The organism is Mycolicibacter terrae (assembly GCF_010727125.1).
GTDB classification, from domain to species: domain Bacteria; phylum Actinomycetota; class Actinomycetes; order Mycobacteriales; family Mycobacteriaceae; genus Mycobacterium; species Mycobacterium terrae.
In genome coordinates, this window is record NZ_AP022564.1 from 686,772 (window position 1) to 710,550 (window position 23,779).

The 23,779-nt window shown below is 67.5% G+C and carries 24 protein-coding genes; 16 read left to right on the forward strand and 8 right to left on the reverse strand.

What is annotated here, in order from left to right; genetic code table 11:
• Positions 1 to 59: 59 nt before the first annotated feature.
• On the reverse strand, positions 60 to 878 hold the full coding sequence (locus tag G6N23_RS03360; protein WP_085261767.1) for an AraC family transcriptional regulator: 819 nt from the start codon (positions 876 to 878) through the stop codon (positions 60 to 62).
• Between the two features lie 25 nt (positions 879 to 903).
• Here G6N23_RS03360 and G6N23_RS03365 point away from each other — a divergent pair, with 25 nt between their 5' ends.
• The 12 genes from G6N23_RS03365 (at position 904) to G6N23_RS03420 (ending at position 11,673) form a co-directional block, all read left to right on the forward strand.
• Positions 904 to 2,166, forward strand: coding sequence for an amidohydrolase family protein (locus G6N23_RS03365; RefSeq protein WP_085261768.1), 1,263 nt, complete (start codon positions 904 to 906; stop codon positions 2,164 to 2,166).
• Between the two features lie 97 nt (positions 2,167 to 2,263).
• A complete protein-coding gene (locus tag G6N23_RS03370; protein ID WP_085261769.1) occupies positions 2,264 to 3,079 on the forward strand; it encodes an SDR family NAD(P)-dependent oxidoreductase in 816 nt (271 codons plus the stop codon).
• 7 nt (positions 3,080 to 3,086) lie between these two features.
• On the forward strand, positions 3,087 to 3,920 hold the full coding sequence (locus tag G6N23_RS03375; protein ID WP_085261770.1) for an SDR family oxidoreductase: 834 nt from the start codon (positions 3,087 to 3,089) through the stop codon (positions 3,918 to 3,920).
• 1 nt (position 3,921) lies between these two features.
• The gene (locus G6N23_RS03380; RefSeq protein ID WP_085261771.1) at positions 3,922 to 4,836 is read left to right on the forward strand and encodes an IclR family transcriptional regulator; all 915 of its coding nucleotides are present in this window, start codon (positions 3,922 to 3,924) and stop codon (positions 4,834 to 4,836) included.
• Positions 4,833 to 5,273, forward strand: a complete 441-nt coding sequence (locus tag G6N23_RS03385; RefSeq protein ID WP_085261772.1) for a nuclear transport factor 2 family protein — start codon at positions 4,833 to 4,835, stop codon at positions 5,271 to 5,273. The genes G6N23_RS03380 and G6N23_RS03385 overlap by 4 nt, the downstream gene beginning before the upstream one ends.
• A gap of 16 nt (positions 5,274 to 5,289) precedes the next feature.
• Complete coding sequence (locus G6N23_RS03390) at positions 5,290 to 5,442, forward strand: hypothetical protein (RefSeq protein ID WP_179961152.1); 153 nt, start codon at positions 5,290 to 5,292, stop codon at positions 5,440 to 5,442.
• Positions 5,436 to 6,446, forward strand: coding sequence for an NAD-dependent epimerase/dehydratase family protein (locus tag G6N23_RS03395; protein WP_085261773.1), 1,011 nt, complete (start codon positions 5,436 to 5,438; stop codon positions 6,444 to 6,446). Before G6N23_RS03390 ends, G6N23_RS03395 begins: the two co-directional genes overlap by 7 nt.
• Positions 6,443 to 8,668 carry an acyl-CoA dehydrogenase family protein gene (locus tag G6N23_RS03400; protein ID WP_085261774.1) on the forward strand — a complete coding sequence of 742 codons (2,226 nt, stop codon included), beginning with the start codon at positions 6,443 to 6,445 and terminating at the stop codon, positions 8,666 to 8,668. The genes G6N23_RS03395 and G6N23_RS03400 overlap by 4 nt, the downstream gene beginning before the upstream one ends.
• Before the next feature lie 24 nt (positions 8,669 to 8,692).
• On the forward strand, positions 8,693 to 9,901 hold the full coding sequence (locus tag G6N23_RS03405) for a thiolase family protein (RefSeq protein WP_085261775.1): 1,209 nt from the start codon (positions 8,693 to 8,695) through the stop codon (positions 9,899 to 9,901).
• Between the two features lie 6 nt (positions 9,902 to 9,907).
• A complete protein-coding gene (locus G6N23_RS03410) occupies positions 9,908 to 10,330 on the forward strand; it encodes a Zn-ribbon domain-containing OB-fold protein (RefSeq protein ID WP_085261776.1) in 423 nt (140 codons plus the stop codon).
• On the forward strand, positions 10,323 to 10,811 hold the full coding sequence (locus G6N23_RS03415) for a nuclear transport factor 2 family protein (protein ID WP_085261777.1): 489 nt from the start codon (positions 10,323 to 10,325) through the stop codon (positions 10,809 to 10,811). The genes G6N23_RS03410 and G6N23_RS03415 overlap by 8 nt, the downstream gene beginning before the upstream one ends.
• Before the next feature lie 88 nt (positions 10,812 to 10,899).
• Complete coding sequence (locus tag G6N23_RS03420) at positions 10,900 to 11,673, forward strand: SDR family NAD(P)-dependent oxidoreductase (protein ID WP_085261778.1); 774 nt, start codon at positions 10,900 to 10,902, stop codon at positions 11,671 to 11,673.
• Between the two features lie 73 nt (positions 11,674 to 11,746).
• Here G6N23_RS03420 and G6N23_RS03425 read toward each other — a convergent pair whose 3' ends face one another.
• The 3 genes from G6N23_RS03425 to G6N23_RS03435 are packed head-to-tail and all read right to left on the reverse strand — an operon-like array spanning position 11,747 to position 14,566.
• Positions 11,747 to 12,982 (reverse strand): amidohydrolase family protein, encoded by a 1,236-nt coding sequence (locus tag G6N23_RS03425; protein WP_085261779.1) that lies wholly within the window; start codon positions 12,980 to 12,982, stop codon positions 11,747 to 11,749.
• A 16-nt stretch (positions 12,983 to 12,998) separates the two neighbouring features.
• A complete protein-coding gene (locus tag G6N23_RS03430) occupies positions 12,999 to 14,144 on the reverse strand; it encodes a thiolase family protein (protein WP_085261780.1) in 1,146 nt (381 codons plus the stop codon).
• Positions 14,141 to 14,566 carry a Zn-ribbon domain-containing OB-fold protein gene (locus G6N23_RS03435; RefSeq protein WP_085261781.1) on the reverse strand — a complete coding sequence of 142 codons (426 nt, stop codon included), beginning with the start codon at positions 14,564 to 14,566 and terminating at the stop codon, positions 14,141 to 14,143. The genes G6N23_RS03430 and G6N23_RS03435 overlap by 4 nt, the downstream gene beginning before the upstream one ends.
• Positions 14,567 to 14,649: 83 nt before the next feature.
• Between G6N23_RS03435 and G6N23_RS03440 the strand changes: the two genes are divergently transcribed.
• Positions 14,650 to 15,666 carry an NAD-dependent epimerase/dehydratase family protein gene (locus tag G6N23_RS03440; RefSeq protein ID WP_085261782.1) on the forward strand — a complete coding sequence of 339 codons (1,017 nt, stop codon included), beginning with the start codon at positions 14,650 to 14,652 and terminating at the stop codon, positions 15,664 to 15,666.
• Entirely contained in the window at positions 15,663 to 16,460 is a 798-nt protein-coding gene (locus tag G6N23_RS03445; RefSeq protein WP_085261783.1) for a thioesterase family protein, read from the forward strand. Before G6N23_RS03440 ends, G6N23_RS03445 begins: the two co-directional genes overlap by 4 nt.
• Here G6N23_RS03445 and G6N23_RS03450 read toward each other — a convergent pair.
• Positions 16,457 to 17,671, reverse strand: coding sequence for a CaiB/BaiF CoA transferase family protein (locus G6N23_RS03450; RefSeq protein ID WP_085261870.1), 1,215 nt, complete (start codon positions 17,669 to 17,671; stop codon positions 16,457 to 16,459). The two genes, G6N23_RS03445 and G6N23_RS03450, sit on opposite strands and share 4 nt — an antisense overlap.
• A 57-nt stretch (positions 17,672 to 17,728) precedes the next feature.
• Between G6N23_RS03450 and G6N23_RS03455 the strand changes: the two genes are divergently transcribed.
• A complete protein-coding gene (locus G6N23_RS03455; protein WP_085261784.1) occupies positions 17,729 to 19,285 on the forward strand; it encodes an aldehyde dehydrogenase family protein in 1,557 nt (518 codons plus the stop codon).
• Between the two features lie 163 nt (positions 19,286 to 19,448).
• Here the strand turns inward: G6N23_RS03455 and G6N23_RS03460 are convergent, their stop codons facing one another.
• From G6N23_RS03460 to G6N23_RS03470, 3 genes are all read right to left on the reverse strand, one after another.
• Positions 19,449 to 20,660, reverse strand: a complete 1,212-nt coding sequence (locus G6N23_RS03460) for a cytochrome P450 (protein ID WP_085261785.1) — start codon at positions 20,658 to 20,660, stop codon at positions 19,449 to 19,451.
• A gap of 73 nt (positions 20,661 to 20,733) precedes the next feature.
• Positions 20,734 to 22,014 carry a cytochrome P450 gene (locus G6N23_RS03465; RefSeq protein ID WP_085261786.1) on the reverse strand — a complete coding sequence of 427 codons (1,281 nt, stop codon included), beginning with the start codon at positions 22,012 to 22,014 and terminating at the stop codon, positions 20,734 to 20,736.
• Between the two features lie 14 nt (positions 22,015 to 22,028).
• Positions 22,029 to 22,814, reverse strand: a complete 786-nt coding sequence (locus G6N23_RS03470; protein ID WP_085261787.1) for an SDR family oxidoreductase — start codon at positions 22,812 to 22,814, stop codon at positions 22,029 to 22,031.
• 147 nt (positions 22,815 to 22,961) lie between these two features.
• On the opposite strand from G6N23_RS03470, the gene G6N23_RS03475 reads away from it, so the two are divergent.
• Positions 22,962 to 23,771, forward strand: a complete 810-nt coding sequence (locus G6N23_RS03475) for an NAD(P)-dependent oxidoreductase (protein WP_085261788.1) — start codon at positions 22,962 to 22,964, stop codon at positions 23,769 to 23,771.
• Positions 23,772 to 23,779: the final 8 nt, after the last annotated feature.

Genomic DNA, 23,779 nt, shown 5'->3' on the forward strand with positions numbered 1-23,779 from the left:
CGCTAAACCGCCGTGCCCATGCGGCGGTCCCAGCTTCGGCTCTCCTGCGTCGAGCCTCGCTAAACCGCCGTGATCCGGCGGTGGTAGCGCGACGGCGCTTCGCCGGCGAACCTGGTGAACGCCCGAGTGAACGCGGACAGGCTGTCGAATCCGACGGCCGTAGCCGTCTGCTGCACCCCCTGATCGGGCGCCGCCAACAGCGCCATCGCCTGCAGCATCCGGGCGTGCAGCAGATACGTCCGCCACGACATCCCGGTCACCGCTTCGAATTGCCGGCGCAGCGTGCGCTCGGAGACCGCGACAGCGCGGCTCACCTCGGCCGCGGTCGCCGAGGCGAGACGCGCCTTGGTGTAGACCATCGCCGGGCCCACGATCGGGTGATCGGAGACCGGTAGGCTCAGCGGGGCCTCGTGGTCGAGTGCTGCGGAGACCAGATGACCCAGCGTGCGGAAGAAGTCGTCGGAGACCGTGTCGCCATCGGGTCGCTCGATCGGCCAGCGCAGCGAATGCAGCATCATCTCCCGGATCAGCGGCGAGACGGTCAGAATGCGGGCGCGATCACCGGCATGCGCCACCAGTTCCGGGTCGAACATCACCGCCACGGTGCGCACCTCCGGGCGCATGACGGCCTGATGCTCCAGCCCGGCCGGAATCCAGGCCGCCTGCTGCGGGGGCAGCAGGTAGTGCGCCGCGGCGGTTTCGACTTCCACCACGCCGCCGACGGCGTACTCGATCTGGTGCATGTCGTGGGAGTGCCACCCGGTGATCAGATGCCGGCCTTCGTAGAGGTAGCTGCCGGCCCGGGCACGGCCGCCCCGACGCAGATCGATGTTGGCCGGTTCTGCAAAGTCTATGGCCGAACGCGCGGAGACGGTCACGGTTTTCCAGGGTACTAGTAGAGGCATGAACATCGACGACTTGATCCTGGTCAGCATCGACGATCACGTGGTGGAGCCGCCGGACATGTTCCTGCGCCACGTGCCCGCCAAATACAAGGACGAGGCACCCATCGTCGTCACCGACGACAAGGGCGTCGACCAGTGGATGTACCAGGGCCGCCCGCAAGGGGTCAGCGGGCTCAACGCGGTGGTGTCGTGGCCGGCCGAGGAGTGGGGCCGAGACCCCGCCGGGTTCGCCGAGATGCGCCCCGGCGTCTACGACGTGCACGAGCGCGTCCGCGACATGAACCGCAACGGCATCCTCGCCTCGATGTGCTTCCCGACCTTCACCGGGTTCTCCGCGCGCCACCTCAACATGACCCGGGAGAACGTCACGCTGGTGATGGTGTCGGCCTACAACGACTGGCACATCGACGAGTGGGCGGGCTCGGCGCCGGGCCGGTTCATCCCGATCGCGATCCTGCCGACCTGGAATCCCGAAGCGATGTGCGCGGAGATCCGCCGGGTGGCGGCCAAGGGCTGCCGGGCGGTCACCATGCCCGAACTGCCGCACCTGGAGGGCCTGCCCAGCTATCACGACGAGGATTACTGGGGGCCGGTGTTCCGCACGCTGTCGGAGGAAGACGTGGTGATGTGCCTGCACATCGGCACCGGCTTCGGGGCAATCAGCATGGCCCCCAACGCCCCGATCGACAACATGATCATCCTGGCCACCCAGATCTCGGCGATGTGCGCCCAGGACCTGCTGTGGGGCCCGGCGATGCGCAACTATCCGAATCTGAAGTTCGCGTTCTCTGAGGGCGGCATCGGCTGGATCCCGTTCTACCTCGACCGCAGCGACCGGCACTACACCAACCAGAAGTGGCTGCGACGCGACTTCGGCGACAAGCTGCCCTCGGAGGTGTTCCGTGAGCACTCGCTGGCCTGCTACGTCACCGACAAGACCTCGCTGAAGCTGCGCCACGAGATCGGTATCGACATCATCGCCTGGGAGTGCGACTACCCACACTCGGACTGCTTCTGGCCGGACGCCCCCGAACAGGTGCTCGCCGAGTTGGAGGCCGCCGGCGCCGACGACTCCGACATCAACAAAATCACCTGGCAGAACTCCGCGCGGTTCTTCAGCTGGGATCCGTTCGCCCACACCCCGCGCGAGCAGGCGACGGTGGGTGCGCTGCGCGCGAAGGCCACCGATGTCGACGTCTCGATCCGGCCGCGTGCCGAGTGGGCGCGCCGGTATGCCCAGAAGCAGCTGGCCAAGGCATAGGCGGAATGAGCGCCTGGCCGAAGTCTGCCGGGCCCACCGGTTCGCTGCGGGCTGCTGATCTTGCTTGCGTCGACTATTCGACGTATCGTTCGAAAATGTGACGGTCGATGTCGGCAAGTACGGGCCATGGGCGCTGATCGTCGGCGCCTCTGACGGCGTCGGCGCGGCCTTCGCCGAGGCGCTGGCCCAAGGTGGGCTCAACGTGTTGCTCGTGGCGCGCCGCCGGCAGCTGCTCGCCGAGGTCGCTACCGGGATCGCGCAACGTCATGGCGTCCAAACCCGAACCGTGGCGGTCGATCTCACCGAACCCGGCGCGGCGAACACCGTGATCGACACGGCGAGCGACTTGGACATCGGGTTCCTGGTGTATTGCGCCGGCGCCGACCCCGACTTCAAACCCTTTCTCGACAACTCGATTACGGCGGCCGAGGCGATGGTGCAGCGCAACTGCGTCGTGCCGATGCAGCTCTGCCATGCCCTTGCCCCGGCCATGGTTCAGCGCGGGGCGGGCGCCATCGTGATCCTGGGCTCGGGTGCCGGCTTCGTCGGCGGCCCCAACATGGTGGCCTACGGTGCGTCCAAAGCCTTTGACATGGTGTTCGCCGAGGCACTCTGGTGCGAGTTGCGTGACACCGGCGTCGACGTGATCGGCCTGATCCTGGGCAAGACCGATACCCCGGCGCTGCGGCGGCTCGAGCACGAACGCGGCCAGATCGGGTCGACAGAACAGGTGCCGCCCGGCGCCGCGCCCGTCGAGCGAGCGGTGGCCACGGCACTGAACAACCTCAGCAACGGGCCCACAGTGTACGTCGGCGACGAGATCACCGGCGCGGCGCAGTTATTCGCTTCGATGGGCCGCAACGAGTCGGTCGCGTTCATGGCCCAGGCGATCAGCGCCGCCATGGGGAAGTGAGGGAGTCATGCCGAAGGTATCGGTGATCACCGGCGGTGCAGGAGGCATGGGAGTGGCCACCGCGAAGGTCGTCGGACGCGATCATGCGGTGGTGCTCTGCGATGTCCGGCAGGACCGGCTGGACGCCGCGGCCGCCGCGCTGAAATACCTTGATGTCACGGTCATCAACGGTGACGTCACCGACCCCGACGCCGTCGCACGGCTCTTCGACACCGCAGCCGCCGTCGGGCCGATCGCCTCGGTGATCCACGCCGCCGGGGTCAGCCCGAGCATGGGTGAGGCCGATTACGTCATGCGGACCAACGCGATCGGCACGCTGAACGTCAATGAGGCGTTCTACGGTGTTGCGCCCGAAGGGGCTGCGATCGTCAACGTGGCGTCGATGGCCGCGCATCTGTTGCCGGAGGAACTGGTCCCGGTCGGCGAATTCCCGGTGGCGCTGCGCGACGCCGACTCCTTCCTGGCCGATATGGCGGCGGTCTGCGAGCCGATGCCGGCGGAGGTGCGCTCGGGTATCGCCTATGCCGTGAGCAAGGCGTTCGTGCGCTGGTACAGCAGTTCGCAGGCGGAACGGTTCAATGGCCGCGGACTACGCATCGTCTCCGTCTCGCCGGGCTCGATCGACACCGAGATGGGCCGGCTGGAGGAGCAGGCCGGAGCGGGTGCGCTGGTCGCCGACGCTGCGGTCCCGCGCTGGGGCAAGCCCGAAGAGATGGCGGAACTGCTGGCGTTCTGCGCCAGCGCCAAGGCGGGTTACCTCACCGGCACCGATATCCTCAACGACGGTGGAGTGGTCGCCTCGGTGCGCGAGCGCGCGCGTGTAGCCGCCGAAAACACCTGATATGACCGCGAATATCGGCGAGGCCGGCCGGGCGGTGTCGTCGCCGCCGACCGAGCGGGTGATCAGGATTCTGGAACTGTTGGCCTCTGACCCCGAACGCAGCTTCTCGCTGTCGGAGATCGCCCGGATTCTCCATATCAGTCACGGGACCTGCCACGCGATCGTCACCACGTTGGCGGCTCGGCAGTGGATCGTGCGTGACCGGCACTCCGGCGGTTACTCATGGGGGCCCGCGCTGGCCGCGCTGACCCGGCCGGTCAACAAGGCGGCGTTTCGCCCGGAACTGCAGCGGCTCTCCGACACCGTCGGCATGCAGGTCGTGCTGGGCGCCCGGCAGGGGCCGACGGTGGTGGTGACCGACACCGTCGGCGAATCACTCGCGGCACCGCTGGTCAGTGTCGGGTTTCGGATGCCGATAGTGGCCCCGTTCTGCCGGGAGTTCGTCGCCGAGGCCGGCGAGCAGGTCAGACGGGAGTGGCTAGGAGGATTGGGCGCCCCCTCACCGCGCCTGCGCCGGCGGCTGAGCGCGGTGCTCGACGAAGTGCGCAGCCGCGGGTACGCGATCGAGCGGATGAGCCGCGAATATGTCCGGGTCTATTCGGCGCTGCAGGCGCTGGCCGCCGAGGGCGAGCCCGACGAGATCACCGCCCGGCTGGCCAGCGCCTTCGCCGACCTGACGGTGGTGGACTACCTGCCCGGTGAGCTCGACAGCACTGAGCACCGGGTCGCCAACGTGGCCGCACCGATCCACGACGCGGATGGCACGGTCACCATGTCGGTGGGGGCGTCCCCGTTCGCGACCATGACGCCATCCGAGGTCAGTGACCTCGGTGCCGCTGTGCGGGAGACCGCGGCACGCATCGAATCACTGTGGGCCGCAAAGGCCGATCCAACCATTGAAGGGGTAGGGCCATGACCGAGGACGCCGCTGCGAAAGCCGACATCACCGATGTCCTGCTGCAGTATGCGACCGCGATCGACACCAAGGATTGGGAGCTGTTTCGGACCTGCTTCACCGACGACGTCGACGCCGACTACGGCGAGATCGGCCGGTGGTCCGACGCGACGTCCCTCACCGAGTTCATGGCGGTGACACACGAGCCGACGAGCGACACCAAGCACATGCTGCACAACATGGTCATCGACCTCGTCGACGACCACCACGCCACCGCCGTGACCTATGTGCACACCGTGCAGGCGCTCGCCGCCGACCCCAAGCAGTGGGTGGATGCGGTCGGCCAATACCGCGACGATTTGGTGTCGACGAGCGAGGGCTGGCGGATCGCGCGCCGTCGTTTCACCTTGACGCGCATGCTCACCAGCTTCGATATTGCGGCTGCGCAACCGAGTTAACCGTCGACACAGGAGAATGACGATGCGCGCTGTGGTGCTCAACGAGGGCGAACTGACTGTCCGCGAGACCACCGACCCCGTGCCCGGCGAAGGGCACCGGCTGCTGCCGACGCTGTCCTGCGCCATCTGCGGCGGCCACATCATCGGCCAGCAGCGAGACACATGGTGAGAAAGAAGTTGGTGATCGGGGCAAGCGGGTTTCTCGGCTCCCACGTCACCCGACAACTCGTCGGCGCCGGCGAAGACGTTCGGGTCCTGATCCGCGCCACCAGCTCGACACGCGCGATCGACGGCCTCGATGTCGAGATCCGGCGCGGCGACATCTTCGACCAGGACGCCGTGCGCTCGGCGATGAGCGGATGCGATGTCGTCTACTACTGCGTGGTCGATACCCGCGCCTGGTTGCGCGAATCGGAACCGTTGTACCGCACCAACGTCGAGGGCCTGCGCCATGTCCTCGATGTTGCGGCCGGTGCGGAACTGGACCGGTTCGTGTTCACCAGTTCGATCGGAACCATCGGGCGGGTCGATCACGGTCTGGCCGATGAGCGCACCGCGCACAACTGGCTCGACAGCGGCGGGGACTACATCCGCAGCCGGGTGCAGGCGGAGAACCTGGTGCTGGATTACCACCGGGAGAAGGGCCTGCCGGCGGTGGCGATGTGTGTCGCCAACACCTACGGCTCCGGCGATTGGCAGCCCACCCCGCACGGCGGGCTGGTCGCCGCTGCCGTCCGCGGGAAGCTGCCCTTCTACATCTCCGGCGCGCAAGCCGAGGTCGTCGGCGTCGATGATGCGGCGCGCGCCCTGATTTTGGCCGGGCAACGCGGTAGGCCGGGCCAACGCTACATCGTCTCCGAACGGTTCATGAGTGCTCGTGACATCTACCGGGCGGCGTGCGCCGCGGTCGATGTCGAGCCCCCGAGGCTGGGGGTGCCGTTCGCGGTGATGTCGGCACTGGGACACTTCGCCCAGTTCGCGGCCCGGCTGCGGCGGCGCGACACCGCACTCACCCCGCTGTCGATACGACTGATGCACATCATGTCGCCGATGAATCACGACAAGGCTGTCCGGGAACTGGGCTGGACCCCTAGGCCCACCACCGATGCATTGGCCGAAGCCGCCGGCTTCTTCCGCAGCAGGCGGCGCACCAAGAATCAGGAGGGCTCGTGAGCGTGGCACTCACCGTCGAGCAGCGGGAACTCGGTGAATCACTGCGGCGCTTCGCCGCCCGGCACGCGCCGACCGCCGACACCCGTAAGGCTTTCGACTCGCTGGCGGCCGGCGAACTGCCCGGCTGGTGGCCGGAGCTGGTGACCAACGGGTTTCACGCCGTCCACCTGCCCGAGTCGTGCGGCGGACAGGGCGGAGGCCTGCTGGACGCCGCCGGTGTCCTGGAGGCCGCCGGAAAAGCGTCCCTGCCGGGGCCGCTGCTGGCGACGGTCACCGCGGGAGCGGTCGGGCTGCTCGCCGATGCGACACCCGCCCGCGAGGCGTTTCTGGGCGCCTTGTCATCGGGTGCGCCGGCGACCGTGGTCCTGCCGCAACACGCGAAGCTCACCGCACATCCGACCGGCGATGGATGGCTCATCGACGGTGCCGCCGAACTGATCTCGGCTGTCTGCTCGGCGCGGCTCGCGCTGGTCTGCGCCGAGCTCACCGACGGTGCGGCGATCTGGCTGCCCGTGGACATGTCCCGGCCGGAAGTGGCGGTCCGGCCGGCCGCGGGCACCGATCTGCTCACCGACGTGGGAACGATCACGTTTACCGGCTACCCCGCGGCGGCGGCAGACGCCATGACCGGTATCGACCCCGGCCGTGCCGAATGGCTCACCGTCGGGCTCGCCGCGGCGGTATCTGCAGGTATCGCCGGTTGGTGTGTCGAGGCGGCTACCCAACATCTGCGCACCCGCGAACAGTTCGGCAAGCTGATCGGGACTTTCCAGGCGCTGCAACACCAAGCGGCCATGCTGCTGGTGAACAGCGAACTGGCCAGTGCTGCCGCCTGGGACGCCGTTCGCGCGGCCTCCGACGAACCCGACCAGCACGAGATGGCGGCCGCGGCTGCCGCGTTGATTGCCATCGCGCCGTGCCCGGATGCCGTCCTGGACACGCTGACGATGTTCGGCGCCATCGGCTTCACCTGGGAACACGACCTGCACCTGTACTGGCGCCGGGCCACCAGCATCGCCGCATCGATCGGCACTGTCACCGGTTGGGCACGGCGCCTCGGTGAGCTCACCACCACGCAGCAGCGGGATTTCACTGTCGATCTCGGCGGCGCCGAAGCCGAGTTCCGGGCGGAGATCGCCGCGACGCTCGATGCTGCGAGTTTCCTGCGCAACGACGGACCCGGACGGCAAGGCGACTACCCGCACTTCGAGACAGGTCCGCAGCGAACCCTGATCGCCGAAGCCGGACTCATCGCGCCGCACTGGCCGGCGCCGTGGGGTATCGACGCCACCCCGTTGCAGCAGCTCATCATCGTCGAGGAATTCGCCAACCGCCCTGCGCTGGTGCGGCCGTCGCTGGGCATCGCCGAATGGATCCTACCGTCGCTCCTGCGGGCAGCGCCGGATGCCTTGCGCCAGCGGCTGATTCCGCCTACGCAGCGCGGCGATCTGGCTTGGTGCCAGCTCTTCAGCGAACCCGGGGCCGGTTCGGACCTGGCGTCCCTGACCACCCGGGCGGTCAAGGTCGACGGCGGCTGGCGCGTCAACGGACACAAGATCTGGACGTCGTGTGCGCAGCGCGCCGACTACGGCGCACTGCTGGCCCGAACTGATCCCGACGCGGCCAAACACCGCGGCATCGGCTACTTCATCGTGGACATGCGCTCGGAGGGTATCGAGATCCAGCCGATCGTGCAGGCCACCGGTGACTCCGAGTTCAACGAGGTCTTCCTCACCGACGTCTTCGTCCCCGACGACATGCTGCTCGGCGAGCCCACCGGGGGCTGGCAGCTGGCACTTGCCACCATGGCCGAAGAACGCTCCGCCATCAGCGGATACGTCCACTTCGACCGGGCTGTCGCATTGCGGCGGCTGGCAGCCGCCCCGGGCGAGCAGCGCGACGACGCGGCTCGGGCGCTGGGCGAGCTCGACGCCTACACCAATGCCATCAAGGCGCTCGGCGTACGCGAGACCATCAGACTGCTGGACGGGCAGGGCCTGGGGGCGGCATCAAGCATCGCCAAAGTGGCGATGAACGTCCTGCTGCGCAGCACCTTCCGGGCCACTTTGGCCATTGCCGGGCGGCTGGCGATGACAACCGACTCCGACCCGGCCGTCGTCGAACCGTACCTGCTGTCGCCGGCCGAGCTGATCGGCGGCGGCACCAACGAGATCCAGCTGAACGTCATCGCCCAGATGATCCTCGGCCTGCCCCGCAAGTGACCGCACTCAGATAGAGGACAACACATGGGATTACGAGGAGAGGCCGCGATCGTCGGGTACGTCGAGCTGCCGCCCGAGCGGATGAACAAAGCCGGCCCGGCCCCGTTCACGCTCGAACAATGGGCCGAGCTGAGCGCGGATGCGCTCGCCGACGCAGGGCTATCAGGTGAACTCGTCAACGGCATCGTCACCTCGCACCTGGGCGAGTCGGAGATCTTCGTCCCCTCGACCATCGCCGAATACCTGGGCGTGTCGGCCCGCTTCGCCGAGATCGTGGACCTGGGCGGTGCCAGTGCGGCCGCCATGGTGTGGCGTGCGGCGGCCGCAATCGAACTCGGCATCTGTGATGTGGTGCTGTGCGCGTTGCCGGCCCGCTACATCACCCCGATGTCGGAGAAAAAACCCAAGCCCTTGGTCGACGCGATGTTCTTCGGTTCGTCGAGCAACCAATACGGGTCGCCGCAGGCCGAATTTGAGATCCCCTACGGAAACCTCGGCCAGAACGGCCCCTACGGACAGGTGGCGACCCGCTACGGTGCGACATACGGCTACGACGAGCGGGCCATGGCCAAGCTCGTCGTCGACCAGCGAATCAACGCCAACCACACCGACGGCGCCATCTGGCGTGACACGCCGCTGACCGTCGAGGACGTGCTGGCCAGCCCGATCATCGCCGATCCCCTGCACATGCTGGAGATCGTGATGCCCTGCGTCGGCGGTGCCGCCGTGGTGATCGCGAACGCCGAGGTCGCCCGGCGAGCCCGAAACCGTCCGGTGTGGGTCAAAGGCTTCGGTGAGCATGTGCCGTTCAAGACCCCGACCTACGCCGCGGACCTGCTGGCCACTCCGATCGCCGAGGCCGCCGACACCGCCTTTGCGATGACTGACCTGACCCGCGCGGACATGGACATGGTCTCCATCTACGACTGCTACACCATCACCGTGCTGCTGTCGCTGGAGGACGCCGGCTTCTGCGAGAAGGGCAAAGGGATGCAGTTCATCACCGACCACGACTTGACCTTCCGCGGCGATTTCCCGCTCAACACCGCCGGCGGCCAACTCGGATTCGGGCAGGCCGGCCTGGCCGGTGGCATGCACCATGTCTGTGACGCCACGCGCCAGGTCATGGGCCGGGCCGGTGCCGCCCAGGTGGCCGACTGCAACCGGGCCTTCGTCTCGGGCAACGGCGGCATTCTGAGCGAACAGACCGCTCTTATCCTGGAAGGAGACTGAGCACCGATGACCACCTTCGAACGCCCGATGCCGGTGAAGACACCCACCACCGCACCGTTCTGGGACGCGCTGGCGCAGCACCGCATCGTCATCCAGTACTCGCCGTCGACTGACAGCTATGTGTTCTACCCGCGGGTCCGGGCGCCGCGCACCCTGGCCGACGACCTGGAATGGCGCGAGATCTCCGGGATGGGCACGCTGTACTCCTTTACGGTTGCCCGCCGGCCGGTCGGCATCCACTTCGCCGACGCCGTGCCGCAATTGCTCGCGATCGTCGAGTGGGATGAAGGGCCACGGTTCTCCACCGAGCTGGTCAACGTCGATCCCGCGGACCTGGTCGTCGGTATGCGGGTGCGGCCGGTGTTCTGCGATTACCCGGAGCATGACGTCACGATGTTGCGCTACGAACCGGTGGCGAACCATGACTGACGACGCGGCCACCGAGATCGAGGCGATCAAACGCCTGAAGTCCCGCTACTGCCGCTACCTCGACACCAAGGACTGGGCCGCCTGGCGTGCCCTGTTCACCGACGACTTCGTCAGCGACACCTCCCGCGCCGGCGGCAAACTCATCAGCGGCGCCGACGAATTCGTCGCCTTCACCCGCAAAAGTCTGCGAGATCAACCCACTGTCCACCAGGTTCATGCACCCGACATCGAGTTGACCTCGCCGACCACCGCCGGCGGGGTATGGGCACTGGAAGACGTGGTGCGGTTCGGACCCGGCGTGAACCTGCGTGGTTACGGTCACTACACCGAGACCTACGAGAAGACCGACGGTCAGTGGCGGATCAAGACCTCGACGCTGACCCGGCTGCGCGAGGACGTGTTCAACGGGTTGTTCGCCGTCTACCTCTCGCCGCGCATCCGCGCGGTGCTGGGCCCAGTCGCCGGGCGGGTGATGCGCTGAGCCGGTGTCCCGAATGCATTACGGGAAGGCCTATAGTATAGGCGCCGGGCCGGGTCCCGGGTTGTCGTATCCGAAAAGGGGAACGTTCGTGGAGATCGAAGGCAAAGGCGCGATCATCGTCGGCGGAGCATCGGGCTTCGGCAAAGCGACAGCAGAGCTGCTGGCCAACCGCGGGGCCAAGGTGGCGATCCTGGACCGGCCGCAGTCCAAGGGCAAGGAGGTCGCCGAATCGATCGACGGCCACTTCTTCGACGCCGACGTCACCGATTTCGCCGGGATCGAGCAGGTGCTGAACGAGGCGGTCAAGGCTCTGGGCGGCGTGCACATCGTCGTCACCACCGCCGGCGGCACCACCGCGGGCGGCGGTATCGGTGAACGCACGATCAAACGAGACGGGCCGCACGATCTGGAGACGTTCCGCAGCACCCAGGATCTCAACGTAGTCGGCACTTTTAACGTCAGTCGACTCGCCGCCTGGCACATGAGCACCAATGAGCCGGAGGACGACGAGCGCGGCGTGATCATCAATACGTCCTCGATCGCGGCGTTCGAGGGCCAGATCGGCCAAATCGCCTACACCGCATCCAAGGCCGCCATCGCGGGGATGTGCCTGACGATGGCCCGCGATCTCGGGGGCGTGGGCATCCGGGTGCTGGCGATCGCTCCCAGCCTGTTCGCCACCGGCCTGACCCAGGGGATCCCGGACGAGTTCGCCGCGGTGCTGACCAAGGACGCGGCGTTCCCCAAACGGCTCGGCCGCCCGGAGGAGTACGCCAAGCTGGCAGCGGCGATCGTGGAGAACCCGATGCTCAACGGCCAGTGCATCCGCCTGGACGGCGGCCAGCGCTTCGCGCCGAAGTGACGTTGCGTTGATTTTGCGGTCAGGGTTGCTGAACCACGTTGTGCCGCAGCCCTGACTGCAGAGTCAAGGACGGTCAGGCACCGGCCAGCGCTGGCGGCTTGGTGGCCGCCGGGTCCGGGTTGGCGATCGGCAGGCCCATGAATCGCCGGGCGTTGTCACCCATGAAGTCATAGGTGCGCCGCACCTCCATGCCCTCGGCATACTTCCAGAAGCCTTTCGGCTCGGCCAGGCCTTCGGGGTGTGGATAGTCGGATCCGAACAGCACCTTGTCCCAGCCGACGGTATCCACGACATCGGAGACGGCGCCCTCCCAGAACGGGCTGACCCAGATGTTGCGCCGGAACACCTCGTGCGGGTGCTCGGGGAAGTTCTGCGGCATCTTCTTGTACAGATCGCCGAAGTCGTGGAACAACGGGGCGATCCAGGAGCTGCCGTTCTCGACGCTGGCGATACGTAACCTGGGGAAGCGGGTCAGGGTGCCGTGACAGATCAGCGCGGTGATCATGTCGGCGATCTCCCGATGGCCCAGCACCATCCAGCGGAATGCGCTTTGCGCCATGAAATTCTGGGTATAGGGCGGCTCCCACTTGCCGACGTAATCGTCGAGCGGCGGGAAGCTGGCGTGCAGGACTATCGGCAGGCCGGCCGCTTCCACATCCCGCCAGAACGGGTCGAACTCCGGCAGCGCCGGCGAGCGCCAGCCGTGGACGCCGTTGACCGGCCCGGGTTTGATGAGCGCCACAGCGGCGCCGTGATCGAGGATGTACTCCAGTTCGCGCTGGGCGCCGTCGACCTCGGAGAGGTTGATGATCGGCGTGGAGAAGACCCGGCCGTCGTAGTTGTAGGTCCAGTGCTCGGCCATCCACTGATTCAGCGCGTGAATGATGGCCGGCGTGAGCTCCGGGTCATCAGCGCTGGAGTGCTCCACCAGACTGGCCAGCGTCGGATAGTTGAGCGCCTCCACCACACCCTGGCGGTCGAGTTCGGCGACCCGGTCGGCGGGGTTGCGGGTGGCTGCCGGCGCCGCGATGGCGGGTCCCTGCATCTCGCGCAGGGTCAGTCCCTCGGTGTTCTCGCCGGCGAAGAACTTCTCGTGGGCGCCGGGGGCGGCGACCCGCTCGAACGTCGGGTTGGGGATGAAGTCGCTGACGCGGTTGTTGATGATGATCCGGGTCTGGCGGCCGATCTGCGCGAATTGAACTGCGCGGGAGTATTTCTCCGGCAGGTACTTGGTCAGCGCCTCGGGGGTTTCGTACATGTGCTGGTCGGCATCGAAGATCGGTGCGTCGCGGAACTGGCTGCCGCTCATAGGTGCCTCCCGGTCACTAGCGGGTCAGGATGGTGGCCGCAGCGGTGCCCGGCGCCCCGTAGAGCTGGGCGAACCCCACTTTGGGCTCGCCCGGCACCTGGCGGTCACCGGCCTCGCCGCGCAGTTGGCGCACCAGCTCGTGCAGCTGACGCAGGCCCGAGGCGCCGATCGGCTCGCCGTTGGCGATCAGCCCGCCGTCGGTGTTGACCGGAAGCGACCCGGAGATCTCGGTCGCGCCCTCGGCGAGCAGCTTCTCCTGGTCGCCGTCGGCGCAGAAGCCGCACTCGGCCATGTGGATGATCTCCGCGCCGGCGTCGGTGTCCTGCAGCTGGATGACGTCGACGTCTTGCGGTGCCACGCCGGCCTTCTCGAACGCGGCGCGAGCGGCGTAGACGGTGGGCGCCACGTCCTCGGTGACCGGCGCGAAGGTGGTGTTGACCTCGTAGGCGCCGTAGCGGCGAGTACGGACTTCCACCGCGCGCAGGTACACCGGCTTGTCGGTGTAGCGGTGCGCGATGTCCGCGCGGCACATCACCACCGCTGCCGCCCCCTCATCGGGTGCGCAGAACATGTACTGCGTCAGCGGGTAGTTCAGCATCGTCGAGCCCAGGATCTCCTCCTCGGAGATCGGCTTGCGCCGAAACGCATTCGGGTTCAGCGCCCCGTTGCGGAAGTTCTTGGCGGCGACCTTGGCCAATGTCTGTTGGGAGATACCGTGATCGTGCAGATACCGGTTGGCCTTCATGCCGAAGAACTGGGTGGTCAGGTACTGGCCGTTCTCGGCGTACCAGCGAGGCATCCCGACCAGCGCTGGATCCTCGGTGAACGCCCCGCGGGGATGCTTGTCGAGGCCGACGGCGATACCGATGTCGTAGTCGCCCAGCCGGATACCGTCCGCGCAGACCTTGGCGGCGCTGGCCGCCGTCGCGCAGGCGTTGAACACATTGGTGAACGGGATGCCCGACAGCCCGACCATGCCGACGATCGCATCCGGGTTGGCCACCGTCCAGCTGCCGCCGGTCGCGGCGCCGATGTCTTTCCAGTCCACGCCGGCGTCGGCGACCGCGGCGAAGATGGCATCCACCCCCATCTGCATCGCAGACTTGCCCTCGAAGCGGCCGAACGGGTGCAATCCCACCCCGATGATGGCGACATCGTTCATGCGCCCTGCTCCATCGGCCGGAACGCGAACGTGATGATCTCGGTGCCGTCGGCGTCAGTGGCGAACGGCACCATGGTCAGCTCCACCGGCATACCGAACTCCAGCTTCTCAGGGTCGTTCTCGGTGAGCCGGCCTTCCACCCGCACGGCATCGCCGAGCTGCACCAGGCCCACTCCGAACGGGACGAAGTCCTTCCCCGTCGGGCCCAGATACGGTGGGCCGGGCGGGAAACCCTGGGTGGTCCAGGCCACCAGGGTTCCGGTGCGCGGGAGCAGCTGCTGTGCCATCTGGTCACCGCTGCAGCTCGGGCAGCGCGGCTGCGCTGGAAACACCGTGGCCTCGCAGTCCGCGCAGCGACTGCCGACCAGCTGCGGACTATCCGCCGGCCAGGTCGAGATATCGGGAGCTAGCGCCTTCTGCATGGAACCTCCGCGCAACGGGTCTATTAACTGTAATGCTTACAGTAATGTACGCTAGCGCAGGTTGAACAGCGGGGTTTGAGGCGATGACAGCGAACAACGAATCGGCCGGGCGACGCCGGGGCCTCGTCATGGGCGCCAGCGGCAACGTCGGCGCCTGTGTCACCCGGCAGTTGGTCGCCCGCGGCGACGACGTGCGCGTGCTGTTGCGCCGTTCGAGTTCCACCAAGGGCATCGACGGACTTGACGTGCAGCGGTGCTACGGCGACATCTTCGACACCGCGGCCGTCGCCGCGGCCATGGCAGACCGTGACGTGGTGTACTACTGCGTCGTCGACACCCGCGCGGAACTCCGTGATCCCGCACCGCTGTTTCGCACCAACGTCGAGGGGCTGCGCAATGTCTTGGAGGTGGCCGCGGATGCCGACCTCGACAAGTTCGTCTTCCTGAGCACCATCGGCACTATCGCGGTGGGGCGCAACGGCGAAACCGTGGACGAGGAAACGCCGTTCAACTGGGCCGACCAAGGTGGGGCCTACATCGCCTCCCGTCGTGAGGCGGAGCGGCTGGTGCTGTCCTACACGGCCGACCGCGGCGTGCCGGCAGTCGTCACGAACGTGTCGAATCCGTACGGTCCGCCGGACTGGCAGCCGCGCCAGGGCATGCTCGTCCAGCTGGCGGCGCAGGGGAGGATGCCGGCCTACGCGCGTGGTGTGGGATCGGAGGTGGTGGGCATCGACGATGCCGCCCGAGGCATGATCCTGGCCGCCGAACGGGGGCGGATCGGCCAGCGCTACATCATCTCCGAGCGGTACATGAGTCAGCGCGAGATGCTCACCATCGCCGCTCACGAGGTCGGGGCAACGCCGCCCCGCTTCGGCGTACCGATGGCGGTGTTGCATATCGCCGGGCATCTCGTCGGGGCGCTGGGGGCGCTGTTGCGCCGAGACTTCGCGTTCACCGCAACGGGTGCCCGGCTCATGGCGTTGACGTCGCCGGCCGACCACAGCAAGGCCACCCGCGAACTGGGCTGGCATCCGGAACCGACCGAGGACGCGATCCGGCGCGCCGCCAAGTTCTACCTGGAGCGCAGCAAGACATGATCCCGTTCACGGTTCGCCGCGACAACGACCTGGTGCCCAATCCCATCGCCCACGGCGGGTGGGGGCCGACACTGGGGGGACAGGTGGTCGGTGGCCTGTTGGCCCGCGCCGTCGAGCAACACGTGCCCGAAAACGACCTGCAGCCCGCGCGACTCACCGTCGAGATCCTGCGCCGGGTGGCCACCGAGCCGCTGCGAGTCACCGCGTCGGTGGTCCGCGCCGGGTCGCGGATGCGCGCGATAGACGCCGCGATGACGCAGGACGGCGAACTGGTGGCCCGCGCATCGGCACTGTATCTGCGGCGTGGCACCCAGCCCGACGGTGAGTTCTACACCACCGATGTCACGATGCCCTCGGCGCCGGTGGAGCCTGCGAGTTTCGACGAATCCGTGCCGATGTTCATCCAGACCTACGGCAGCGACGACGGTGGCCGTTTCCCGTGGCAGCACGCCGGTCCGCGCTACGCGTGGCTGCGCGAGATCCGTGATCTGGTCGACGGCGAAGAACTCACGCCGTTCGTGCGGGCCGCGATGGCCGTCGACGTCACCGCCTCGCTGACGAACTTCAGCACCAAGGGACTGGCGTTCATCAACGCCGACTACACCCTGACACTGAGCAGGCTGCCGGTCGGCCCCTATATCGGGCTGGCGTCGCTGACCCACTACAGCGACGCGGGCGTGGCGACTGGCAGCGCCGCGCTGTTCGACACGTCCGGCCCGATCGGCAACGGTGTATCGACTGCCATCGCGAACTTCAACTTCGATCCGAGCAGAGAGAAATCTGCGGCAGGCTAGGCGATAGCGCCGGACTCCTTCAGCTTTTCGATGCGGTCCCAGTCGATTCCGAGTTCCATCAACACCGTCTCGGTGTGCTCGGACGCCTGCGGAGCGCGGGTGGTTTCCAGCGGCTCGTGGTTGAACTGCACCGGACCTCGGACCACCTTGAACGCCGGCCCGCCATCGCCGGCCTCGACCTCCACGATCATGTCGTTGGCGATGGCCTGCTCGTCGGAGCCGAGATCGACCAGGCTCTGGAACGGCGCCCACTGACCCTTCATGGTCTTGAGGTGCTGACGCCAGTATTCGAACGGCTTGGCGCCGATCGCGGCGACGATCAACTCACTGGCCGCATCGGCGTTCTCCATCAACGGCAGCACGTCGGAGAAACGGGGGTCGTCGGCGGCCTCGGGAATACCGAGGTGCTCGAAGGTGTCCCGGATGTACCCGGTTGGGCTAACGATGCACAGGTTGATGGTGCCGCCATCAGAGGTGGTGTAGTTGCCCAGGAACGGATTCGCCGGGGAACCACCGGATTGCGGCATCAGCGAGCGCATGGCCTCGCCGGTCTCCATCCCCTGCGTCACGCTGGCGCCGGCCGCCCACCACGCGGTGGACAGCAGCGATACATCGACCTCGAGCGCCTCCCCGGTGCGTTCCCGATGCAGCAGCGCCGCGGCTATACCGCCGGCGATGTTCATGCCGCCGACCGAGTCGCCGAACGCGGGAATCCCCTGGGACAGCGGCGCTCCCAGTTCTTCTGGGCTCAGCGCGTGGCCCACGCCGCTGCGGGTCCAGAACGCGGTGCCGTCGAAACCGCCGATGTCGCGCTCCGGGCCCTTGTCGCCGTACGCGCTGCCGCGCGCGTAGATGATGTTCGGGTTCGCGGCACGAATGTGCTCGACGTCGAACCGGTTCTTCTGCCGTGCCCGCGGAAGGTAGTTGGTCAGGAAGACGTCCGCGGTCGCGGCGAGTTCGTAGAGCACCTGCTGCCCGTCGGGGGTCGAGACATCGATGCCGACGCTGCGCTTGCCGCGGTTGGGATGCTCGATCAGCGGATGCCGGTCGGGGTCGAGTTCGAAACCGCCCATCCGGATGAATCCGCGCTGGGTGTCGCCGCGCACCGGGTGCTCGACCTTGATGACGTCGGCGCCCCAGTCGGCCAGGATCGCCCCGGCTGCCGGGACGAACGTGAACTGCGCGACCTCCAGTACTCGGAAGCCGTCCATGACCTTGGTCAACTCGGCACGCTCCTGACATCCGACCAATTGGAGTATTCTACTGTAATGGTTACGGTTGGGCATCCGAAAGACGCCGGCGACGTTACGGCCACCAGTGTCGAGATCGGCGAACGGGCCGCGGCGGCCGCCGAGCCGCGGATGCTGATCGACGGCAAACTGGTCGACGCGGCATCGGGTGCGCAGTTCGACAACATCGCGCCGGCGACCGGGCGGGTGCTGGGCGCCACCGCGGCCGCCGATGCCGCCGACATGGAACGGGCCGTCGGCGCCGCCCGGCGAGCGTTCGACGACACCGACTGGGCGACCAACCGGGAACTGCGCAAGCGATGCCTCCAGCAGTTGCAGTCCGCACTGGAGGGCGAACAGCAGGAGTTGCGCACCGAGCTGATCGCCGAAGTGGGCTGTCCAGTGATGACGACCCAACTGGCACAGCTGGATTGGCCGCTGGCCGACGCGCTGCGGTACCCGGCACGGCTGATCGATGAGTTCGAGTGGGAGCGGCCGTTGCAGGGCGGCGGGCTGTTCGGTGAGCGCAATATGCGCACGGTGGTCAAGGAGCCGGTCGGAGTGGTGGCGGCCATCACCCCGTCCAACTTCCCGATCGAGGTGATCCTCAACAAGCTGGGGCCGGCATTGGCGGCCGGCAACACCGTCGTGCTCAAGCCCGACCCGAACACGCCGTGGAACGCCACCCGGCTCGGCCGGCTGGTCGCCGAGCACACCGACATCCCCGCCGGCGTGCTCAACGTGGTGCCCACGGGATCCAACGAGGTGGCCGGTTTGCTCGGCACCGATCCCCGCGTCGACATGATCTCCTTCACCGGATCCACCGCCGTGGGCAAGCTGCTGGCACGCCAGAGCGCCGACACCATGAAGCGCACTTTCCTTGAACTGGGCGGGAAGTCGGCGCTGATCGTGCTCGACGACGCCGACCCGGCCAAGGTGATCCCGGGTGCGGTCGGAGTGTGCGTGCATGCCGGGCAGGCCTGCGCGGCCACCACCCGGATGCTGGTGCACACCTCGCTCTACGACGGGGTGGTCGCCGCGGTCACCGCGGCGTTCGCGGGGGTAACGGTCGGTGACCCCGTGCTGCCGCAGACCCTGGTGGGTCCGCTGATCAGCGCCGCGCAGCAGCAGCGGGTGCTCGATGCGATTGCACAAGCCCGCCGCGACGGCGCTGAGATCACCACCGGTGGTGGGGAAGTCACGGATCTGCCGGGCGAGCTGGCGGGTGGGTACTACGTGCAGCCGACGGTGATCGTCGGCGTCGACAACAGCGCGGCCATTGCCCAACAGGAGGTGTTCGGCCCGGTGCTGGTGATCCTGCCGTTCGGTGATGACGACGAGGCGGTGCGGATCGCTAACGACAGCGCCTACGGCCTGGCCGGCGCGGTGGTGTCGGCGTCACGCGAGCGGGCCATGGCCGTGGCCCGCCGGGTGCGGACCGGGGCCATCGGCGTCAACGGTGGCATGTACTACGGCGCCGACGCGCCGTTCGGCGGCTACAAGAGCAGCGGCTGGGGTAGGCAGTGCGGGGTCGAGGGGTTCTCGCAGTACCTGGAGACCAAGACCATCGGCTACCGCAAACCGCGGGGGGCCTGAGTCCCCCGCCGCGCCGTGTACCCCGCGTCGGGCTCCGGTTCGGGCGTCTGGCGAGTTTCGACCATAGGCGTTTGTGCCCGGCTTGTAGCGACAATTCCTGCCGCGGGCGAGGTTCGGCGCAAATTGTCGCTATGAGGCGGTCAAACGTCTTACCGTCCGCAGCTCACTTGCTGGTGAACATCACCGGCAGCGACCGCGGCGAGCGGAACGGTTGGCCGTAGATGTGCGTGTTGTCGTCGGTCACCAGAGTGATGTCGCCGAGCCGGCCCAGCAGGCGCTCCATCGCAACGCGCATCTCCATGCGGGCCAGATGCAGGCCCATGCAGGTGTGCTCGCCGGCGGCGAACGTGATGTGCGGAATCCATTTGCGGGAGATGTCGAACTGCTCCGAACGCTCCCACCGGGTCTCGTCCCGGTTGGCCGACCCGATGCACACATCGACGACGGCGCCGGCCGGAATCGGCACACCGGCGACCTCGGTGTCGCGGATCGCGGTGCGCTGCACGGTGGTCAGCGGGGTTTCGTAGCGCAGCCCCTCCTCGATGGCGGGGCCGATCAGGTCGTGGTCGGCCCGTACGGCGGCGAACTGGTCGGGATGGGTCAGCAGCAGATAGAGCAGGTTGCTGGTGGCCCGATAGGTGGTCTCCAGCCCGGCCGGCAGCAGCAGCCGCAGGAACGAGTAGATCGCCTCGTCGCTCAACTTCTCGCCGTCGATCTCGGCAGTGACCAGATCGCCGATGATATCTGCGGTCGGGTGCGATTTGCGTCTGTCCATCTGGTCGAGAAAGTAGTCCTTCAACGCCGCGGACGCGCTGAACGCACGCTCGTAATTGACGGTGTAGCTGATCAGCTCGATCGCTCGCTGCCGAAACCACGGTAGGTCCTCTTCGGGAAGGCCCAGCAACTTGGAGATGACGCGGGTGGGGAACTCGAAGGTGAACCCGGCCACCAGATCCGCGGTTCCGGCGTCGATGAACTCATCGATCAGGGCGTTACAGACGGGCCGCACCACGTCCGGTTCCCAGTGCACCAACGATTTCCGCTTGAAGGCCGAGGACACCAGGTTGCGGTGTTTGCGGTGCGGCTCACCCTCCATCGCCAGGATGGTGGGCCCCAGGAACAGCCCGATCGTCATGTCGTAGATGCGCGAGTTGAAGGAATCCGCCTCGCGGAACACCTGGTTGACTGCTTCAAAAGAGACAGCGGCGAACGACGTCTTCGGTCGCAGGGAGTCCGGGGTCTTGGAGTAGTCCATGACCGTTCCGGGGAAGATGCCCGCCTCGCGGCGCTTGACCTCGAAGTACGGGTACGGGTCCCGGATGAAGCCGGCCGGCTTGTCGAGTGTGGTGGCGGCGCCGTCAACCTGGCTCTCCACGACTGGCCTCCCGTCTGGCTGAGTAGAATACTGTAAACATTACAGTAAATGATTACACCTGCACTGCGCCATCTCAGGCCAGGCTGATCGGCATCCGCTTGATGCCGTGCACGAAGGTGCTCTGCAGGTACTGCGGCTCGCCGAGCGTGACCTCGGGCAGCCGGGTCAGCAGCTCGTAGAACAAGTGGCGCAACTGCATCCGGGCGACGTGGGTGCCCAGACAGTAGTGCGCGCCGCCCCCGCCGAACCCCAGGTGCGGGTTGGGGTCACGGGTGATGTCGAACTCGTGCGGCCGGTCGAACACCGTCTCATCGCGGTTGGCCGAGCAGTAAAACAGTGCGATCTTCTCGCCGGCCTTGATCTCGGTCCCGGCGACTTCGGTGTCCACCACGGCGTGGCGGGCGAACGCGAGCACCGGTGTCGACCAGCGCACGAATTCCTCGACCGCCCCACCGATCCGGTTGTCGAAGTCGGCCAACAGCCAGGCGCGCTGTTCGGGGTGATCAATCAGCGCCTTGAACGCGTGCGTGGTGGTCTGTTTGGTGGTGTCGTTGCCGGCCGATCCCAGCAGCACCATGAAGGAGCCGAGCTCTTCGTCGCTGAGCCGGTGGCCGTCGACCTCGGCGTTGACCAGTTCGGTCATCAGATCATCGTGCGGTTCGGCGCGACGGCGCTGCGCCAACTCGACGCCGGAACCGGCCAGCACACCCAGCTGCGTCATGACATGCACGGCCCGCTCCTCCAGCGAGGCGTACTCGTCGTCGCTGCCGCTGAACAGACATTCGGCGGCGTAGGCCACCTTCTGCTGGTCGGCGGGATCGATGCCGATCATGTCGGAGATGGTGCGCATCGGCAGCTGGCCCGAACAGCTTGCGACGAAGTCGATCTGGTTGCCGGTGTGCAGCTGCTCGAGCAGGTCGTCGACGATGCTGCGGGCGTTGGTCTTGATCTGCTCCTCGATGCGCCGGACCTGGCGCGGGGTGAAGCCCGAGCTGATCAGCTTGCGGTAGCGGGTGTGCTCCGGGGGGTCCATCGCCAGGAAGAAGGTCATGTTGCGCTGGATCTCGGCCGGCATCGGATCGACGCTGACGCCTTCGCTGGAACAGAACAGCTCCTCGTGCTGGCTGACGAACTTGACGTCGGCGTGGCGGGTAGCCGCCCAGTAGCCGGTCTCTTCGTGGGGGAATACGGCCGGTATCGGCCGGTGCCAGCTCAGCCCCGGTTCGCCGCGCAACGTCGCGAAGCTCTCGTCGCGGGAGCGAAAGTCATTGCCCCAGAAGGCTGGATCCGAGATGTCGAGCCGGTGGTAGGGGCGCGGCGAAGTGGGCGGGCTGGCAGGTGAACTCAGGGTCATGTCGTCCTCTCGGCTCAGACGGTGATCGGGGTGCCGGCGGTGATCGAGGTGATGAAGCCGCCGTCGACGGCGATGTCCTGACCGGTTATCCAGCCGGCCTGCGGCGAACCGAGGAAGTCGATCAGCGGCACGATGTCGTCGACGACGCCGTGCCGGCCGACGGTGTTACGCACGGTGTCGAGCACTTCCTTGCCCATCGACTGCTCGAAGTCGGCCAGGATCGGGGTCTCGACCGGGCCCGGGCTGACGGTGTTGATCCGCACCCCGTACTTGGCGTGCGCGGTCGCGGCCAATCGCTTGGCGTACAGGATCATCGCCTGCTTGGAGGAGGTGTACACCGGGAACGCCGGGTCCTGGCCGGCCTGCCAGCGCAGCACCGACTCGGCATCGGTCGCGTCGAGCAGCCCGTTGAGCGTCTCGATGCGCTGCTCCCAGCCCAGCGCGGCCGTCGAGGCCACCGCGACCACCGCGCCGCCGGGGCGCAGTCGCGGCAGCATGCCCTCGGTCATCAGGCGCATGCCCAAGTAATTGATGGTCAACACGTCGGCGGCCGGTGCGGTTCCGGGTACCCCGGCGACGTGGGCCAGCAGATCCCAGTCGTCGCCGATCCCGCCGGTGAACTCGGCGATGGCACCGGCGTCGCGTAAGTCGCAGCAGACGTGCTGCGACGCCGGGGTCTGCTGTGGGCGCACGTCGACGGCGAGCACGAAATCGCCGCGCTGGTGAAAGTGCGCGGCCGTCGCCGCGCCGATCCCCGATCCGGCGCCGACGACCACCACCCTGCGCTGAGCGTTGCTCATCCTCGCCAGCTTTCTGGTGAACCCGAAATGTCGACAGTAAGCTCGACTGTAACGAACTCGGGGGCTCCCGACAATGCTACGGTTGGCCCTCCGGACCACCCGCTGAACTCCCGGCAGGGGCGGCGCACGACGCAGGAGGAGCCGAGCATGACCGACACCATCGGGTTCATCGGCGCAGGCAAGATGGGCGAGCCGATGGTGCTGCGTCTGCTCGATGCCGGCCACCGCGTGCAGGTGTATGCACGCCGGCCCGAGGTGCGCGAGCGCCTGGCGGCCGCCGGTGCGGTGCCGGTGGAATCGGTCGCCGCGGTCGGCCGCGAATCCGACCTCGTGATCAGCTGCCTGTTCTCCGACGCCCAGCTGCTCGAGGTCGCCACCGGTCCCGACGGGCTGCTGGCCAACGTCAAGCCCGGCACCGTGGTGGTGTCGCACACCACCGGCACGGTGAGCACTCTGACCGGACTGCTCGAGCAGTTCCCCGCCGGGCCGGTGCTGGTGGACGCACCGGTCAGCGGCGGCGCCCACGACATCGCCGCGGGGAAGCTGACGGTCCTGCTCGGCGGCCCGGGCGACGCGGTGGCCTGCGCCCAGCCGGTGCTGGCCGCCTACGCCGACCCGGTGATCACCACCGGGGAGTTGGGCACCGCCTTGAACCTCAAACTGATCAACAACGTGCTGTTCGCGTCCAACGCGCAACTCGTCGCGGCTGCCGTCGAATTGGCGAAGAACCTCGGGGTGCCCGAAGCCAGCCTGTTCGCAGCGCTGGAGCACTGCAGCGGCGGCAGCCGGGCGGCCGGGTACGTGCAGTCGGCCGGGGGAGTCGAGGACTTCGGCAAAATCGTTGCGCCCTTTATGCGCAAAGACGTGGCCGCGTGCATCGAGGCCGCCGCGGACCGCGGTGTCGAGCTGGGGCAGCTGCGTACCGTGGCCGAAACCGGGCCGCTGGATCTGTCGTGACCGAGCCG